The organism is Lachnoclostridium phytofermentans ISDg (assembly GCF_000018685.1).
Classification (GTDB): Bacteria; Bacillota; Clostridia; order Lachnospirales; family Lachnospiraceae; genus Lachnoclostridium; species Lachnoclostridium phytofermentans.
Genome location: NC_010001.1, coordinates 4,516,007 through 4,534,537, shown reverse-complemented (window position 1 = coordinate 4,534,537; position 18,531 = coordinate 4,516,007). Strand labels below are relative to the sequence as shown.

Genomic DNA, 18,531 nt, shown 5'->3' with positions numbered 1-18,531 from the left:
TAATATGAAATGTGCACCATTGTGGTTTTGTATGCCCATATGTATATATTATAACACATAAAGTTCAAAATGCAAAGTGTTTTTAAGAAATTTTATTGCATATTTCATAAAAAACACAAAATGTGCTTTTGAAAAAACGGGAAACTCAATATTTTGTGGGTTTTCTTACATTTTATGCAGGGTTAAACAAGTGTGCTGCCTTGCTTGCGAGGCTACGAGTAGGAAGGAAACTCTCATTACTCGATTATATAAAAAAATAGAAAAATTTCAAGGGGTGAAAACGTCAATGGATAAAAACAGAATACGTCCGATTAAGGTTGGAAAAGGCGTAAGAATGAGCTATTCAAAGCAAAAAGAAGTACTTGAAATGCCAAATCTCATTGAAGTTCAGAAGGATTCCTATCAGTGGTTTTTAGAGGAAGGCCTAAATGAAGTATTCGATGATATTTCGCCGATCGAAGATTATAGCGATCATCTTAGCCTTGAGTTCGTAAGCTTTCAGCTCTGCGAGGATGATGTTAAGTATTCGATTGAAGAATGCAAGGAAAGAGATGCAACCTATGCGGCTCCGTTGAAAGTAAAAGTTAGACTTCGTAACAAAGAGACGGAAGAAATCAATGAACATGACATCTTCATGGGTGACTTACCTTTAATGACTGAGACTGGTACCTTTGTTATCAATGGTGCTGAACGTGTTATCGTTAGCCAGTTAGTACGTTCCCCTGGAATTTATTATGCAATTCAACATGATAAAGTTGGTAAGACTCTTCACTCCTCTACAGTAATTCCTAACAGAGGTGCTTGGTTAGAGTATGAAACAGATTCCAACGATGTATTTTATGTTCGAGTAGATAGAAATAGAAAAGTTCCGATTACTGTATTGCTACGTGCTATGGGTATCGGTTCCAACGCTGAAATTGTTGAGATGTTTGGTGAAGAACCAAAGATTTTAGCAAGCTTTAGCAAAGACCCATCTGATAACTATCAAGATGGTCTTCTTGAGTTATACAAAAAACTTCGTCCAGGTGAACCACTTTCCGTTGAAAGTGCAGAGTCCTTAATTAATAGTATGTTCTTCGATCCTAGAAGATATGACCTTGCTAAGGTTGGACGTTTTAAGTTTAATAAGAAGTTAGCTTTGAAAAACCGAGTTCTAGGTTTCCCTTTAGCTGAGGATGTTGTTGATACAGAGACAGGTGAAATCTTAGCAGAGGCTGGTACAATTATTACAGAAGCTCTTGCAATTCGTATTCAGAATAGAGCGGTTAAATCTATCTTAGTTCAGGCAGAAGAACGTAATGTTGTTGTTCTTTCTAATATGATGGTTGATTTTGAAGAGTATGCCACACTTGACTGTGACAAAGAAGAGTTAGGAATCACAGAAGAAGTTTACTACCCAGCTCTTCGTATGATTTTAGATTCCTGCAGCAGCCAAGAAGAAATTAAAGATGCTGTAGCAAAGCATATTACTGATTTAATTCCAAAGCATATTACAAAGGATGATATCTATGCATCCATCAATTACAATATGCACTTAGAATATGGAATTGGTAATGAAGATGATATTGACCATTTAGGAAATCGTCGTATTCGTGCGGTAGGTGAATTATTACAGAACCAGTACAGAATCGGTCTTTCCAGAATGGAGCGTGTTGTTCGTGAAAGAATGACAACTCAGGATTTAGAAGGAATTAGTCCACAATCCTTAATTAATATTAAACCAGTAACAGCAGCAGTGAAGGAATTCTTCGGAAGTTCTCAGTTGTCCCAGTTCATGGATCAGAACAATCCTCTTGGTGAGCTTACACATAAGAGACGTCTTTCTGCTCTTGGTCCTGGTGGTCTTAGTCGTGATCGTGCGGGATTCGAGGTTCGTGACGTTCACTATTCTCACTATGGTAGAATGTGTCCAATTGAGACACCAGAAGGTCCAAACATCGGTCTTATCAACTCCTTAGCATCTTACGCTAGAATTAATCAGTATGGTTTTATTGAGGCACCTTATCGTAAGGTGGATAGAACTGACCCTGAAAATCCACGTGTTACAGAAGAAGTTGTTTACTTAACAGCGGATGAGGAAGATAAATATGTTGTTGCACAGGCAAATGAGCCGTTGGATGAAACAGGATATTTTGTAAATCAGAGTGTATCTGGTCGTTACAGAGAAGAGACTTCTTCTTATCAGAAGAGAAAAGTTGATTTAATGGACGTTTCTCCTAAGATGGTATTCTCTGTTGCTACAGCGATGATTCCGTTCCTTCAAAATGATGATGCGAACCGTGCGCTCATGGGATCTAACATGCAGCGTCAGGCAGTGCCATTGTTATTTACTGAGGCACCTGTTGTTGGAACAGGTATGGAATTAAAAACAGCAGTAGACTCTGGTGTTTGTGTTGTATCAAAGAAAGCGGGTACTGTTGAGAAATCTACATCCCGTGAAGTTATAATAAAGAATGATGATGGAACAAAGTCAAGCTATCGTCTTGTTAAATTTGCAAGAAGTAACCAGGGTACTTGTATCAACCAAAGACCAATCGTGGTAAAGGGAGATAAGGTAGAAGCTGGCGAGGTTATTGCGGATGGTCCATCTACTGCAAATGGTGAATTAGCACTTGGTAAAAGCCCATTAATCGGATTTATGACCTGGGAAGGTTATAACTACGAGGATGCGGTATTATTAAGTGAAAGACTTGTTCAGGAAGATGTTTATACTTCTGTTCATATTGAAGAATACGAAGCAGAAGCTCGTGATACAAAACTCGGACCAGAAGAAATCACAAGAGATGTTCCAGGTGTTGGTGATGATGCACTTAAGGATCTTGATGAAAGAGGTATTATCCGTATCGGTGCTGAAGTTCGTGCCGGAGATATCTTAGTTGGTAAGGTTACACCAAAGGGTGAAACAGAGCTTACCGCAGAAGAGAGACTACTTCGTGCAATCTTTGGTGAGAAAGCAAGAGAAGTTCGTGATACTTCCCTTCGTGTTCCTCACGGTGAGTACGGTATTATCGTAGATGCTAAGGTATTCACAAGAGAAAACGGTGATGAATTATCTCCTGGTGTTAACCAGACAGTACGTGTTTATATTGCTCAAAAGAGAAAGATTCAAGTTGGTGATAAGATGGCTGGTCGACATGGTAATAAGGGTGTTGTTTCCCGTGTGTTACCAGCAGAAGATATGCCATTCCTACCAAATGGTAGACCGCTTGATATCGTATTAAATCCTCTGGGCGTACCTTCTCGTATGAACATCGGTCAGGTATTAGAAATTCACTTAAGTCTTGCTTCCAGAGTACTCGGATTTAATGTTTCAACACCAGTATTTGACGGTGCAAACGAGTACGACATTATGGACACTTTAGAGCTTGCGAACGATTATGTAAATGCTCCATTAGATAAATTCGAAGCAAAATATAAAGATATATTAGATCCAGAAGTTATGGATTACCTTGTATCTAATGAGGATTACAGAAAACAGTGGGAAGGTGTTCCAATTAACCGTGATGGTAAGGTTCGTCTCCGTGATGGTAGAACCGGTGAGTACTTTGATAGTGCTGTAACCGTTGGATTCATGCACTACTTAAAACTTCACCACTTAGTAGATGATAAGATTCATGCTCGTTCTACTGGTCCTTACTCTTTAGTAACTCAGCAGCCTCTTGGTGGTAAAGCTCAGTTCGGTGGTCAGAGATTCGGTGAGATGGAGGTTTGGGCACTTGAGGCATATGGTGCTGCTCATATCTTACAGGAAATCTTAACTGTGAAGTCCGATGACGTTACAGGACGTGTTAAGACTTATGAAGCAATCATTAAAGGCGATAATATATCAGAACCTGGTATTCCGGAATCCTTTAAGGTACTCCTTAAGGAACTTCAGTCTCTTGCACTTGATGTTACAGTTCTTGATGAGAACGGTGATGAAGTTAAGATGACAGAAAACATCGATTACGGTGAAACAGAGTTTACGCAGTATATTGAGGAAGATAACTTCAAATATGATGAGGGCTTTGAAGAAGCTGGATACAGTGAAGTGAATCCGGAGGAAGAAAGCGACACATTCGAAAGCTTCGACGAGAATGAAAGCGTAGTGGATTTTAGTGAGTCGGATGATTTCGGAGAATAATACTGAAGGGAGAGCCAGACAATGCCAACAGAGATGATAAATGAAAGTGTCAAGGATATCACCTATGACGCGATTAAGATAGGTTTGGCTTCGCCAGAGAAGATCAGAGAGTGGTCCAGAGGTGAAGTTAGAAAGCCAGAAACAATCAATTACAGAACGCTCAAGCCAGAAAAAGACGGTTTATTCTGCGAAAAGATTTTTGGACCAAACAAAGACTGGGAATGTCATTGTGGTAAATACAAAAAAATCCGCTATAAGGGCGTAGTATGTGACCGCTGTGGAGTTGAGGTTACAAAGGCAAGTGTTCGTCGTGAAAGAATGGGTCACATCGAACTTGCAGCTCCAGTGTCTCATATTTGGTACTTCAAGGGTATCCCAAGTAGAATGGGTCTAATCTTAGACCTTTCTCCAAGAACCCTTGAGAAAGTGCTATATTTTGCATCTTATATTGTACTTGATAAAGGAACTACCGATTTACAGTACAAACAGGTGTTAAATGAAAAAGAATTCAGAGAAGCATATGATAAATATGGCGACAGGTTCCGTGTAGGAATGGGCGCTGAAGCGATTATGGAACTTTTAGAGGCCATTGATTTAGAGAAAGAATCAAAAGACCTAAAGAGAGGCTTAAAAGAATCTACAGGACAAAAGAGAGCTCGTATTATTAAGAGACTTGAGGTTGTAGAAGCTTTCCGTGAGTCTGGAAATAAGCCTGAGTGGATGATTATGACAGTCGTTCCTGTTATCCCACCAGATTTACGTCCGATGGTACAGTTAGACGGTGGCCGTTTTGCTACTTCTGATATGAATGACTTATATCGTAGAATTATTAACCGTAACAATCGTCTTAAGAGACTTCTTGAACTTGGTGCGCCTGATATTATCGTTCGTAACGAGAAGAGAATGTTACAAGAAGCGGTTGACGCTTTAATTGATAATGGTAGAAGAGGTCGTCCTGTAACTGGTCCTGGTAATAGACCATTAAAGTCCTTATCCGATATGTTAAAGGGTAAGCAAGGTCGTTTCCGTCAGAACTTACTTGGTAAACGTGTTGACTATTCTGGTCGTTCCGTTATCGTCGTAGGTCCTGAACTTAAGATTTACCAGTGTGGTCTTCCAAAGGAAATGGCAATTGAATTATTCAAGCCATTTGTTATGAAAGAGTTAGTTGCAAAAGGAACAGCTCATAATATTAAATCTGCAAAGAAGATGGTAGAAAGATTACAGCCTGAGGTATGGGATATCTTAGAAGAGGTAATCAGAGAGCATCCAGTAATGCTTAACCGTGCTCCTACCCTTCATAGACTTGGTATTCAGGCCTTCGAGCCAGTACTTGTAGAAGGTAAGGCAATTAAGTTACATCCACTTGTATGTACAGCTTTCAACGCCGACTTCGACGGTGACCAGATGGCGGTGCATCTACCACTTAGTGTAGAAGCTCAGGCAGAGTGTCGTTTCCTTTTATTATCACCTAACAACTTGTTAAAACCATCCGATGGTGGTCCTGTTGCGGTTCCATCTCAGGATATGGTACTTGGTATTTACTATTTAACACTTCAAAAACCAGGTGACATTGGAGAAGGTAAGTATTTTAAGAGTGTAAATGAAGCAATTCTTGCTTATGAAAATGGTGTAATCTCACTTCATGCAATGATTAAAGTTCGTAGAACTGGTCTTAACGCAGAAGGTGTAGAGGAATCCAGAACAATAGAGTCTACCGTGGGAAGATTCATCTTTAATGAAATTATTTCGCAGGATCTTGGTTTTGTTGATCGTAGCAAGCCAGAAAACTTCCTTGCACTTGAAATTGATTTCCACACAGGTAAGAAGCAGTTAAAGAAGATCCTTGAGAAATGTATCAATACTCGTGGTGCAACTCAGACTGCAGAAACTCTAGATGCGATTAAGTCTTTAGGTTATAAATACTCTACTCGTGCAGCGATGACAGTATCCATTTCTGATATGACTGTACCAGAAGCAAAGAAAGACATTATCGAACGTGCAGAAAAGCAGGTAGAAGATATCGCCAAGAATCATCGTCGTGGTTTGATGACTGAGGAAGAGCGTTATAAAGCAGTTATTGAAACTTGGAAAGAAGCCGATGATGAAATTACAAAGGAACTTCTTTCTGGACTTGATAAATATAATAACATCTTCATGATGGCTGACTCTGGTGCCCGTGGTTCCGACAAGCAGATCAAACAGTTAGCTGGTATGCGTGGTCTTATGGCAGATACATCTGGTAAGACAATCGAGTTGCCTATCAAGGCGAACTTCCGTGAAGGTCTTGACGTACTTGAGTACTTCATCTCCGCACACGGTGCTCGTAAAGGTCTTTCCGACACTGCTCTTCGTACTGCCGACTCTGGTTACTTAACTCGTCGTCTTGTAGACGTATCTCAGGATTTAATTATCCGTGAGGTTGACTGTGGTGAAGGTACTGATGAAATTCCAGGTATGGAAATTAAAGCCTTCATGGATGGAAAAGAAGTAATTGAAGGATTAGAAGACAGAATTATAGGTCGTTATGCATGCGAGACAATCTACGATGATAATGGTGAGTTAATTGTGAAGAAAAATCACATCATCACACCAAAGCGTGCTGCTCGTATCGTAGCAAGCAAAGCATTCGAAGATCCAAATGCAACGATTAAGATTCGTACCGTTCTTTCTTGTAAATCACACATCGGTGTTTGTGCTAAGTGTTACGGTGCAAACATGGCTACTGGTGAAGCAGTACAGGTTGGTGAAGCAGTTGGTATTATTGCGGCTCAGTCAATCGGTGAGCCAGGTACACAGCTTACAATGCGTACTTTCCATACTGGTGGTGTTGCGGGTGATGATATTACTCAGGGTCTTCCTCGTGTCGAGGAACTTTTCGAGGCAAGAAAGCCAAAGGGACTTGCAATTATCGCAGAATTCGGTGGTACTGTTACAATTAAGGATACCAAGAAGAAGCGTGAAGTTATAGTTACTAGAACAAGTAATGATACTTTAGAATCGAAAGCATACTTAATTCCTTACGGTTCTAGAATTAAGGTTATGGATGAACAGGTAATTGAAGCTGGTGATGAGTTAACAGAAGGTTCTGTAAACCCACATGATATCTTAAAGATTAAAGGTGTTCGTGCAGTTCAGGATTACATGATTCAGGAAGTTCAAAGAGTTTACCGTTTACAGGGTGTAGAAATCAACGATAAGCATATCGAAGTGATTGTTCGCCAGATGTTAAAGAAGGTTCGTGTTGAGAATAATGGTGATGCAGAATTCTTACCAGGAACTATGGTAGATATCTTAGAGTATAACGATGTAAATGAAAGCTTAGCAGCGAAGGGATTAGAACAAGCAGAAGGAAAACAGGTAATGCTTGGTATTACCAAGGCTTCTCTTGCAACAAACTCTTTCCTTTCCGCAGCATCCTTCCAGGAAACAACGAAAGTTCTTACAGAAGCAGCGATTAAAGGTAAGATTGATCCACTGATTGGTCTTAAGGAAAACGTAATTATCGGTAAGCTTATTCCAGCAGGTACCGGTATGAAACACTATCGCAATGTTAAGTTAGATACGGATCAGAATCAGGAAATTACATTCTCTGAGGATGAGTTTGACAATGGAAATTACGAAGGTAATTTCTCCGGTAATGACTTTAAACAAAACTTCTATGAGAATGAAGACTTTAATTCGGATGAAGAAGTAAGCTTCACTGAGGATGAATATTTCGAAGATGAAGAAAATGATCTTTCCACTGAGAATTTTGATGATTTAAAATTTTCTGAGGAAGAAGAGTAATTAAGTGCTTTAAAGGAATTTGATAACTCTATAAAACTTAAAATTAGGCTGTTACAAAACTAGTATTGTTTTGTAACAGCCTTTTTGCAATATGAAGGAGATATAGTAGTTATATACAATAACAAGTGACTTTTGATGTTCTTGATAATGAATGGTTTTGTCTAGTTTGTACCCTTGACGAAAGCAGGGTACGGGAATACAATAGCCTTAGATAACGAATTTGAGCTGTCGCCTGAATTTGCAGGATTGCGACAGAATGGGGGGTTATATGGAATTTTTATATCAGTTAGAGAGTATACGAAACCCATTTCTAAGTGGGATATTTCGTCTATTTACCTTACTAGGGCAAGAGGTCGTAGTATTAGCTGTATTATGCTTTTTTTACTGGTGCTATAATAAAAAGTTAGCTTATCGGATAAGTTTTGGATTCTTTCTTTCTGCGATTTTGGTTCAGGGGTTAAAAATAACGTTTCGAATCCCACGTCCTTGGATTAAAGATCCTCTATTTAAACCGGTAGAGGACGCTATTAATGCTGCAACCGGATATTCCTTTCCAAGTGGACATACACAGGCAGCAACAGCTTTGTATGGAACATTGGCACTTGCAACTAAGAAAAGAGCATCGAAGATTATGTTATTTCTTGTGATAGCAATGGTAGGTTTATCAAGAATGTATCTGGGAGTTCATACTCCAGCAGATGTATTAACTTCTTTTGTTATTACTTTAGCAACTATCTTACTTGTGTATTATTTCTCAAATTTTGAGCTTACTAAAGATAAGAAGGTATATTTAATGATTGGTATCGGTGTATTCGCGATCGCTCTATTAATATATTGCGTAACCTTGTATACTAATGGTACAATAGAACTAGCATATGCAGCAGATAGTTGCAGTGCAGCAGCAGCTGGTGTAGGATTAGCCATTGGCTGGTATGTAGAAAGTACGTATCTGAATTTTAATGAGAGAGCATGTAGCAATCGAATGCAGGTAGTAAAGTTACTAATTGGACTAACCGTTACTATATTACTAAAAGAAGGCTTAGGCTTTATCCTTGGGGCTTCTATTACAGGAAAAGGTGTTAAATATTTTTTACTGGTATTATGGATTATGATAGGTTATCCGTGCATTATTAAAAGATTTATGAACAAAGCGTAAAAAGAAATTTCTAAGCCAGCAAAATACGCTGACTAAGAATTTCTAGGTTTTACACAGAAGTTTATGCCTGCGTCGTCCTCGGCACAAACTTCCAGCCTAGTGAGTGGCCATGATTTCAAGTGTGAAGCGAATTTCTAAGACACCAGAAGACACTGCCTAAGAAATTCGAAAACTTCACAGCCTAAATAAATAGAAAAGAAAATTACGATTTAAAGCTGCGTAGAACAAGCGCAGGAATGGAGGTTATTATGAATATCTATGAATATATGGAAGGATATGATCGTTCCTTTGAAGAAGATGAATTCGATTTAAGAGTATGGGAATATATGCAGCAAGAAGATTTTGAATTAAATGAGGATTTTGAAAACTTTTTAAAGGAATATTCTATTGAAAATACTCATGAATTCTTAAAAGTTATTCGCATCAAACAAAAGATGAAAAAATTATCTTAATTCATTATAATAGGATTATTTGAAAATTAAGGTTCCCTTTTGTGATATTATCATGTATAATATCTTAGGGCTAAGAAGATAACTATAATTAGATAGAATTACAAGTTGTGAAATATTTAACGAATATAAGGAGGATAAAATATGTTAGTATCAGCAAAAGACATGATTACAAAAGCAAAAGCAGGCCATTATGCAGTAGGCCAATTTAATATTAATAATCTTGAGTGGACAAAGGCTATTTTATTAACTGCACAGGAGCTTAATTCACCAGTAATTTTAGGTGTATCTGAGGGTGCAGGTAAATATATGATAGGTTACAAAACTGTAACAGCTATGGTATCTAATATGATAGATGAGTTAAAAATTACAGTACCAGTAGCTCTACACTTAGATCATGGTACATTTGAAGCTTGTTTAAAATGTATCGATGCAGGTTTCTCCTCAATCATGTTCGATGGTTCACACTATCCAATTGAAGAGAACATTGAGAAAACAAAAGAATTAGTAAAGATTTGTGCTGAGAAGAATTTATCTTTAGAAGCAGAAGTTGGATCCATCGGTGGAGAAGAAGATGGAGTTGTAGGTGCAGGTGAATGTGCTGATCCAGAAGAATGCAAGATGATTTCTGATCTTGGTGTTACTATGTTAGCAGCAGGTATCGGAAATATTCATGGTCAGTATCCAGAAAACTGGGCTGGCCTTAGTTTCGAAACTTTAGCTGCAGTTCAACAGTTAACTGGAGATATGCCTTTAGTTCTTCATGGTGGTACAGGTATTCCGGAAGATATGATTAAGAAAGCAATTTCACTTGGCGTAGCTAAGATTAATGTAAATACAGAATGCCAGTTAAGTTTTGCAGCTGCAACTCGTAAATACATTGAAGACGGTAAGGATTTACAAGGAAAAGGATTTGATCCACGTAAATTATTAGCTCCAGGAGTTGTTGCAATTAGAGCAACTGTGAAGGAAAAGATGGAGTTATTTGGATCTGTTGGAAAAGCAGAGTAGTTTATAAAGGCGATCTAGAATAAGATAATACAGAAAAATTCTTAATTAACCTAAATTTATGGAAGCTGAAGAATCGGAATTGATCCGATTCTTCAGCTTTTTTTGTTGTTTAGTGGATTTTAGTATTTGTTTAAAAGAGGATAGATGTAACTATGATGTTTATAGACCTAGAATAGATGTACGCATTTTTTTACAAACAAAGAGTCCTTATTAAGATGTATTTCGATATAATTTGTCGTGAATTATACTAAAAATGTTAACTAAGATAAATAAATATAATTATTCAATTTAAAATGTCGAAAAACAAAACATATTAAATGAACAGTAGACACAATTTATGTTTACAACGAAAATTGGAAATGATATACTTTTTATACTCTTATAGATATACGAATCCAGATAAAAATGTATGCCTTATATAGAGATATTATGTGTATTATGCTGCTACTTGTATTTATTTTAGCGAACAAAGGATCATGTATGTATAATGTAACTACCTTTTTCATGCAGGATATTAGAACCGAGAACGTTATTAGTAGGTGTGATTGAAGACAATGAAACCTTTGAAAGGTATCTGGTAAAGTTCAATTTTTAATTAAAATAATTGGATATGTAAGAATTAAATATGACATTTATATTTCAGAATGGAGGGATTATGAATAAAAAAGTTGGTATTATAACATTTCATAGAGCATTAAATTATGGTGCGGTATTACAAGCATATGCCCTGCAACAATTTCTTTTTGGTCTGGGAATAGATAACGAGATAATTGATTATTATTCGAAAAGTATATCCAGCTGTTACTCCCCATTTAAAATTTATAGTGGTAAGGTGGTTCGAGGTATAGCTAAGGGAATTTTTTTTTATAGAGTGATACAAAAAAAGATGAAAAACTTTGAACAGTTTTGTAAGGATAATTTAGTCCTTAGTAAACGATGTAATGACTATTTAGAACTTAAAGAATTAAGTAAAGACTATATCTTTATTATTACTGGTAGTGATCAGGTTTTTAGTCCGGTTAGTGCAGGGTTTGATGAAGCATATTTCTTAACCTTTACAGAAGATGAAAAAAAATATTCTTACGCAGCGAATTTGGGAATTAAAAAAATACCGAAGTCTTTAGAAGAGATTTACCGAGAGAGATTAAAAGGATTTCAAAGCATTTCAGTGGGAGAAGCAGATGCAGCCCCTTTATTGCAGGATTATATTTCTTCTAAAATAAAAGTTCATATTGACCCTACTTTGTTGCTATCTAGCAAGATATGGAGCCAGATGAAGTATCAAACAGGGTATCAAAAGCCTTATGTTCTTCTTTATCATGTTGAGAAACCGATCTATTCTATTCAGTTTGCCAAAGAGCTGTCAAAGCAGAATAATCTTGAGATAGTTTATATCAATGACCGAACGGCGATAAGAGACATGCATATAAAATATGTGGTAGCACCAAAAGTGGAAGAATTTCTTGCTTGGTTTAAAGAAGCAGCCTATGTAGTGACTAACTCATTTCATGGTACAGCATTATCAATCCTGTTTCATAAAAAGTTCTTTGTGGAATTAGAGAATAAACAAAATCGTAATAACAGGGCAGAAGAATTATTACAGCTCCTTCATATCGAAGGCCGTGAGATTTGTAAAGGATCGAAACCTAACCAAGAGGAGAACGGAATTTCATGGAATGAGGTGGAAGGAAGACTAAACCATGTTAGAGAAGATGCCAAAGAATATATAGAAGATATCGTGACTACTATGATTTAAAAGTTGAGTTGGTGTGATTGTACGCCCAGAAGTAATTAGAAAGAAACAATAGACCAAACAAAGTACATATAGAGCTATAAAGTTGATAGTAAATTATTTTCGACTATTGATTACATGCATCATGAAATAACAGGAGATGAAATTCGTCATCCGGTATAAAATAAGAATCATAATAAGTAAAGTTGTGAGAATGAGTGGCAGATGTAAAAAAAGAATCTGGATTGACTTGATATGGTATTTATTATAAGATATTTTTAGTATGATTAAAGATTTGAAATAAGAAAATATGAAAGATAGATCTATCACTCACAAGTTTGTGTCTGCGCTCTGTAAAGCAAACAAGTCGCACACACAATATTTATATTTCGCAAAAAACAGAAATGAGGTTTAAATATGAAGGGAATTGTGTTAGCCGGTGGCAGTGGTACAAGGCTTTATCCATTAACCAGAGTAACATCAAAACAATTATTGCCTGTTTACGACAAACCAATGATATATTATCCGCTATCCGTACTTATGACAGCTGGTATTCGAGATATCTTAATAATCTCGACACCAGAAGATACTCCAAGATTTAAGGAACTTCTAGGGGATGGAAGTCAATTTGGAATTGTGTTATCCTATGCGGTTCAGAATAGCCCGGATGGATTAGCACAGGCATTTCTCATTGGTGAGGAATTTATTGGTAACGATAATGTGGCGATGATACTTGGAGATAACATCTTCCATGGCTATGGCTTGGATATCCGTTTAAGAAGAGCAGCTACAAAAGAAATAGGAGCAACTGTTTTTGGATATTATGTTGATGATCCTGAGCGTTTTGGAATTGTTGAATTTAATTCGGAAGGAAAAGCTGTCTCCATTGAGGAGAAGCCAATAAATCCAAAATCTAATTATTGTGTTACAGGACTGTATTTTTATGATAATAGAGTAGTTGAATATGCAAAGAAATTGAAACCTTCCAAACGTGGTGAGCTTGAAATTACTGATTTAAATCGTATCTATTTGGAACAAGGAGAATTGGAGGTCTCATTATTAGGACAAGGTTATACCTGGCTTGATACAGGGACGCATGAATCTTTAGTTGAGGCAACTAATTTTGTAAAAACAGTAGAAACACATCAACACAGAAAAATAGGTTGCCTTGAGGAGATAGGATATTTAATGGGCTGGATTGACAAAGAGAAACTCGAAAGTATCTATCTTCAATTTAAAAACAATCAATATGGAGCTTATTTAAAGGATATATTGGATGGTAAATACTTAGATAAGTAATAATGATGTTGAAGAGGGAACTTGCAGAGAATCAGTTCATAACTTCATAAATAAAAAACTTGGACTTTAAAGGAAAGGGCAAAGGAATAATATTATGAAAATACTAGTTACCGGAGGAGCTGGTTTTATAGGCAGCAACTTTGTACAATATATGGTAAATAATTATCCTGAGGATACAATTGTTAATTTAGATGCGTTAACCTATGCAGGAAATCTTGAAAGCTTAAAGTCGGTGGAAGATAAACCGAATTATCGTTTTATTAAGGGAGACATCTCGGACAGAGTATTTATCATGGAGTTGTTTGAAAAAGAAGCATTTGATGTTGTTGTAAATTTTGCTGCGGAAAGTCATGTGGATCGCTCCATCCTAGATCCTGAAGTCTTTGTAAAAACAAATGTGTTAGGAACTCTAGTGTTGTTGGATGCATCGAAGAAGTTTCAAATAAAGAGATTTCATCAAGTATCAACTGACGAGGTGTATGGTGACCTTCCAATTGATCGTACGGACTTATTTTTCACGGAAGATACACCGCTTCATACTTCAAGTCCATATTCCTCTAGTAAGGCAAGTGCGGATTTATTCGTACTTTCTTATTATCGTACGTACGGGCTACCGGTAACAATATCCCGTTGTTCAAATAATTATGGGCCTTACCATTTTCCAGAAAAATTAATACCACTTATGATTATTCGCGCCTTAAATAATGAAAAACTTCCTGTTTACGGCAATGGTAGTAACGTTAGAGACTGGCTGCATGTAACAGACCATTGTTCGGCTATTGACTTAATTATCCGTAATGGAAAACCGGGAGAAGTATATAATGTTGGTGGACATAATGAAAAAACCAACCTTGAAGTAGTTAAGGAAATTCTGAAGGCACTAAATAAGCCGGAAAGCTTAATAGAGTATGTAACCGATCGTCCTGGACATGACCTACGCTATGCGATTGATCCAAGCAAAATAGAGCAAGAACTTGGATGGAAACCTAGATACCATTTTGAAACTGGTTTAAAGCAAACGATTGATTGGTATTTGGAAAATAAGGACTGGTGGGAACATATCATCAATGGAGAGTATCGGTCTTATTTTAAAGAGATGTATGGAGAACGTTTATTATGAGAGTGGTTGTAACTGGGGTAAATGGTCAGTTGGGTTATGATGTGGTAAAAGAATTAGAAAAACACGGATTGACAGCTTTCGGATTAACAAGAAAGGACCTTGACATAACTGATAAAGACCAAGTAATAAGGACGATTAGAGATATAAATCCAGAGGCAGTAATTAATTGTGCCGCCTACACAGCTGTGGATCTTGCTGAGGAGGAAAAAGAAGAAACATTAAGTGCGAATGCTCTAGCGGCTTCCTATCTAGCAATAGCCTGTGCAGGGATTCATGCGAAAATGATATATCTTAGTACGGATTATGTTTTTTCAGGGGAAGGAGAGAAACCTTACGAAGTCTGTGATCAAGTTGCACCTATCAACTGGTATGGACAGACGAAATACGAAGGAGAGCAGGCTGTAATTCGTGAACTAGATAGCTGTTTTATTGTTAGGGTTTCCTGGGTATTTGGTAAGAATGGAAAGAATTTTGTAAAGACAATGTTACGTCTTAGTGAAGAAAGAAACACCGTTTCTGTTGTGGCTGATCAAATCGGTTCACCAACTTACACGGTAGATTTGGCAAAGTGTCTTGTAGCAATGATAAAAACTGATAAATATGGGATTTATCATGTGACCAATGAAGGATTTTGCAGTTGGTACGATTTCGCGAAAGAAATTTTTCGTATGTCTGGCAAAAATACAACGGTTCAACCATTAACGTCGGATGAATTTCCAACCAAAGCAAAACGTCCTAAAAATAGTAGACTTAGCAAAGAAAAATTAACGGAACAGGGATTTGAACGACTACCTACTTGGCAAGATGCGTTATCTCGTTATTTGTATGAGTTACAAGCAGAGAATCTTGAATAGTAAATAAGACATAAAATGTCTGTGGAATTATAGATGGAGAATAAAATGGGAAAAATAACAGTTACAGAATGTGGTATTGATGGGCTATTTGTAATTGAACCAACAATATTTAAAGACAATCGTGGATACTTTATAGAGACGTATCATAAAGAGGCATATGAAGCCGCAGGGATTACCGCAGAGTTTATACAGGACAACCAGTCAATGTCAAAAAAGGGAGTACTAAGAGGGCTTCATTTTCAAATCAATTACCCGCAAGCGAAACTCGTTCGTGTATTAAGTGGTGAGGTTTTTGATGTGGCAGTAGATCTTCGAAAAGGCTCCAAAACATTTGGTAAATGGTATGGTGTAGTGCTTAGTGAAGAGAATCAAAAGCAATTTTTTGTACCAGAGGGATTTGCACATGGATATTTAGTCTTATCTGATACTGCTGTGTTTGCTTATAAGTGTACTGACTTCTATCACCCGGGTGATGATGGTGGACTACTTTGGAATGATCCTGAGGTTGGTATTGAGTGGCCAATTCCAGAAGATATGGATTTAGTTATTGCACAAAGGGATCAAGAATGGGGAACTTTAGCCGATATAAAATAGTATAGATTAGATTTTTGAAGCGACAGGCTGAGATTTCATATCTTAGCCTTTTTTTGCTAGGATTTTCAATCAACGCAAATGTAAACGTAAAATACAATCATACGAATGTAAACCTAGAATACAATTGTGGTTGACATATAAATAGACTTGCAATATAATGGTCAAAAAACAATGAGTTAGTTTGAAAAGATATTGTTTTCAAACACAAATTTATGCCTGTAGCCCACAGTTTACAGGCTATCGAAAGGAATGATCATTAATATGAAAAGTACAAAAACTATGTCTATTACAATGACAGCTTTCATGACTGCAATTCTGTGTATATTGGCTCCTTTCTCTATCCCTCTATCGACGGTTCCTATCTCTTTAGGCACCTTTGCTGTATATCTTTGTGCAGTTATCTTAGGGGCTCGAAAAGCTATCATTAGTGTTATTTTGTATATTATGATTGGCTTGGTTGGACTTCCGGTTTTTGCAGAGGGTATGGCTGGATTTGGAGTTTTAGCTGGTCCAACTGGCGGATATCTAATTGGATATCTTGTCATGGCTTTTTTTACTGGATTCTTTGCAAAGAGGTGGGGGAAAAGACCAATTATCGTTTTTTTGGGAATGGTGCTTGGAACAATAGGCTGCTATCTTATTGGAACGGTTTGGCTTGGTCTGCAGCTTAAACTAGGAGTCTCCAAAGCATTGATGGCAGGAGTGATTCCATTTATTCCAGGAGATATCATAAAAATGATTTGTTGTACGGCAATAGCGTTACCGATTAAAAAACAGATAAATGCCTATCTGGAATCTGCAAAGGATTGAAAAAAGAGTTTAATTTCTGAAATAGACATTATTACCGTTAAAGTAAGAAAAAAGGATTGGATTTTACAAAATTAGTATGTTATAATCATCGATAGATTAGTATACTTCTAAAAAGCATACAGTGAGCGTGATGAATACAAAAAATTTATTATTTTAGGGCTAAGCTGCAATTAGAACAGTTTAGATACTATGAGGATTTCTGTTTATGAAAGTAGATATTTCAAAACAAAATACGAGAAGGATGATTTAGAACAGATAATTTCGTACATATAGGGGACAAAGTATGGAGAATTTCATGTTATCAAATGGAGAAAAGTTAAGAATCCGGCTCGTTCGAGAGAATTTAAAACGAGTAGTAGTTTTTTCGTCCATTTTAGGTTTTTTATTACCGATCTTGGCTTTATTTCTATGGAATTTCGGTGAGAATAATGAAGTTCGAAAAGCATACCTTGGATTTTTATTAACATTTGAGGTAATAACTATAGCATTTCTTGTCTTAGGTTCTTATAGTAAGAGGAAGAAAGATTATGTAATTGCCCCTATTATTTATCGAAGTTTTTGGAGTTTTTCCTTATTATTTATTTATGCTTCCAGTTATATTTCCCTGTTTGAAAGTAACAATATAGGAATATATTGCGTTTTAATTTCTGTTGCGGCATTGGTGCCCCTTTTAAATTTAAAGGAGTTTCTATATTTTGCAGCAACACAGATGATTTTCTTTAGTTTTGTATTGTTTCAACTAGAGTTATCCTTTGCAAGTAAGTTGAGTATGATAATATACAGTGGTGCGCTACTTTGTATTTCTAGATTTTTATATTCACAATATAGAAAAATGCTAAAGATGCAGCAAAAACTTCAATCTATGGCAAAGAATGCGGAAGAAGATCCACTTACTGGTTTATTAAATCGCAGGGGCTTAGATCGTAATCTGGAAGTCTTATTGCCTTATTGTATTCGGAGCGGCATCAGAATTGGACTTATGATTGTGGATGTGGATAATTTTAAGCGCTATAACGATAGTTTTGGACATCCACAAGGGGATAAATGTTTGAAAATGGTTGCTGCAGAGATTAGAAAAACTGCAAGAAGGAGTAGTGATCTCACTGCTCGAATCGGTGGAGAAGAGTTTGTCATTCTCGTATATGATGAGAAGGAATCGGAATTAATTTCTTTTGCAGAAAAAATACGAACAAATATAGAAAATCTTAATATTAAACATAGCCCGACGCTTGGAGCAGCAGTTGTTACGGTAAGTATTGGTGTATCCTCTGTAGTTCCTACCACCATGCAGTGTATGTCGGAATTATATAAGTCAGCGGATCAATCATTATATACCGCAAAAAAAAGTGGCAGAGATGTAGTGGTATATAAAGAAAAGGTATGTGGAAAAAGAAATCGAATGGCAGAATAGTTAAATAAATATGAGATATCTTTCAAATCGAATGGTAGAATTGCAAAATGAATGTGAGATTATCTTCGATGGCAGAATAACAAAATAACTATGAAATAATTTTTCAAAGGGGATAAATCAAAGTAACTTAAGTAAGTTTATAATCTTACCTAGGATACTTAGATTTATCCCCTTCTTTTATAT

At 36.7% G+C, this 18,531-nt stretch carries 12 protein-coding genes; all 12 read left to right on the top strand.

Annotated elements, in window-relative coordinates; genetic code table 11:
• The first annotated feature begins 286 nt into the window (after positions 1-286).
• The 12 genes from rpoB (at position 287) to CPHY_RS21060 (ending at position 18,348) form a co-directional block, all read left to right on the top strand.
• Positions 287-4,123, top strand: a complete 3,837-nt coding sequence (gene rpoB, locus CPHY_RS19100) for a DNA-directed RNA polymerase subunit beta (RefSeq protein ID WP_012201682.1) — start codon at positions 287-289, stop codon at positions 4,121-4,123.
• 21 nt (positions 4,124-4,144) lie between these two features.
• Positions 4,145-7,912, top strand: coding sequence for a DNA-directed RNA polymerase subunit beta' (gene rpoC / locus CPHY_RS19095; protein WP_012201681.1), 3,768 nt, complete (start codon positions 4,145-4,147; stop codon positions 7,910-7,912).
• Positions 7,913-8,180: 268 nt separating this feature from the next.
• Positions 8,181-9,068 (top strand): phosphatase PAP2 family protein, encoded by an 888-nt coding sequence (locus CPHY_RS19090; protein ID WP_041703791.1) that lies wholly within the window; start codon positions 8,181-8,183, stop codon positions 9,066-9,068.
• A 248-nt stretch (positions 9,069-9,316) separates the two neighbouring features.
• Positions 9,317-9,520, top strand: coding sequence for a hypothetical protein (locus tag CPHY_RS19085; protein WP_012201679.1), 204 nt, complete (start codon positions 9,317-9,319; stop codon positions 9,518-9,520).
• A 141-nt stretch (positions 9,521-9,661) separates the two neighbouring features.
• Positions 9,662-10,528, top strand: coding sequence for a class II fructose-1,6-bisphosphate aldolase (gene fba / locus CPHY_RS19080; protein WP_012201678.1), 867 nt, complete (start codon positions 9,662-9,664; stop codon positions 10,526-10,528).
• 655 nt (positions 10,529-11,183) lie between these two features.
• Positions 11,184-12,284, top strand: a complete 1,101-nt coding sequence (locus CPHY_RS19075; RefSeq protein WP_012201677.1) for a polysaccharide pyruvyl transferase family protein — start codon at positions 11,184-11,186, stop codon at positions 12,282-12,284.
• A 393-nt stretch (positions 12,285-12,677) separates the two neighbouring features.
• Positions 12,678-13,559, top strand: a complete 882-nt coding sequence (gene rfbA, locus CPHY_RS19070) for a glucose-1-phosphate thymidylyltransferase RfbA (RefSeq protein WP_012201676.1) — start codon at positions 12,678-12,680, stop codon at positions 13,557-13,559.
• A gap of 94 nt (positions 13,560-13,653) precedes the next feature.
• Complete coding sequence (gene rfbB, locus CPHY_RS19065; protein ID WP_012201675.1) at positions 13,654-14,679, top strand: dTDP-glucose 4,6-dehydratase; 1,026 nt, start codon at positions 13,654-13,656, stop codon at positions 14,677-14,679.
• Positions 14,676-15,533, top strand: coding sequence for a dTDP-4-dehydrorhamnose reductase (gene rfbD / locus CPHY_RS19060; RefSeq protein WP_012201674.1), 858 nt, complete (start codon positions 14,676-14,678; stop codon positions 15,531-15,533). The genes rfbB and rfbD overlap by 4 nt, the downstream gene beginning before the upstream one ends.
• A 45-nt stretch (positions 15,534-15,578) precedes the next feature.
• Positions 15,579-16,127 carry a dTDP-4-dehydrorhamnose 3,5-epimerase gene (gene rfbC / locus CPHY_RS19055; RefSeq protein WP_012201673.1) on the top strand — a complete coding sequence of 183 codons (549 nt, stop codon included), beginning with the start codon at positions 15,579-15,581 and terminating at the stop codon, positions 16,125-16,127.
• Between the two features lie 261 nt (positions 16,128-16,388).
• The gene (locus CPHY_RS19050) at positions 16,389-16,937 is read left to right on the top strand and encodes a biotin transporter BioY (RefSeq protein WP_012201672.1); all 549 of its coding nucleotides are present in this window, start codon (positions 16,389-16,391) and stop codon (positions 16,935-16,937) included.
• A 283-nt stretch (positions 16,938-17,220) separates the two neighbouring features.
• Entirely contained in the window at positions 17,221-18,348 is a 1,128-nt protein-coding gene (locus tag CPHY_RS21060) for a GGDEF domain-containing protein (RefSeq protein WP_081428593.1), read from the top strand.
• Positions 18,349-18,531: the final 183 nt, after the last annotated feature.

What these genes read in the sequence shown, in the direction of transcription:
- rpoB (WP_012201682.1), top strand. Translation starts at nt 287, where the DNA reads ATGGATAAAAACAGAATACGTCCGATTAAGGTTGGAAAAGGCGTAAGA.
- rfbD (WP_012201674.1), top strand. Translation starts at nt 14,676, where the DNA reads ATGAGAGTGGTTGTAACTGGGGTAAATGGTCAGTTGGGTTATGATGTG.
- rfbA (WP_012201676.1), top strand. Translation starts at nt 12,678, where the DNA reads ATGAAGGGAATTGTGTTAGCCGGTGGCAGTGGTACAAGGCTTTATCCA.
- rfbC (WP_012201673.1), top strand. Translation starts at nt 15,579, where the DNA reads ATGGGAAAAATAACAGTTACAGAATGTGGTATTGATGGGCTATTTGTA.
- CPHY_RS19085 (WP_012201679.1), top strand. Translation starts at nt 9,317, where the DNA reads ATGAATATCTATGAATATATGGAAGGATATGATCGTTCCTTTGAAGAA.
- CPHY_RS19090 (WP_041703791.1), top strand. Translation starts at nt 8,181, where the DNA reads ATGGAATTTTTATATCAGTTAGAGAGTATACGAAACCCATTTCTAAGT.
- CPHY_RS21060 (WP_081428593.1), top strand. Translation starts at nt 17,221, where the DNA reads ATGGAGAATTTCATGTTATCAAATGGAGAAAAGTTAAGAATCCGGCTC.
- rpoC (WP_012201681.1), top strand. Translation starts at nt 4,145, where the DNA reads ATGCCAACAGAGATGATAAATGAAAGTGTCAAGGATATCACCTATGAC.
- fba (WP_012201678.1), top strand. Translation starts at nt 9,662, where the DNA reads ATGTTAGTATCAGCAAAAGACATGATTACAAAAGCAAAAGCAGGCCAT.
- CPHY_RS19075 (WP_012201677.1), top strand. Translation starts at nt 11,184, where the DNA reads ATGAATAAAAAAGTTGGTATTATAACATTTCATAGAGCATTAAATTAT.
- rfbB (WP_012201675.1), top strand. Translation starts at nt 13,654, where the DNA reads ATGAAAATACTAGTTACCGGAGGAGCTGGTTTTATAGGCAGCAACTTT.
- CPHY_RS19050 (WP_012201672.1), top strand. Translation starts at nt 16,389, where the DNA reads ATGAAAAGTACAAAAACTATGTCTATTACAATGACAGCTTTCATGACT.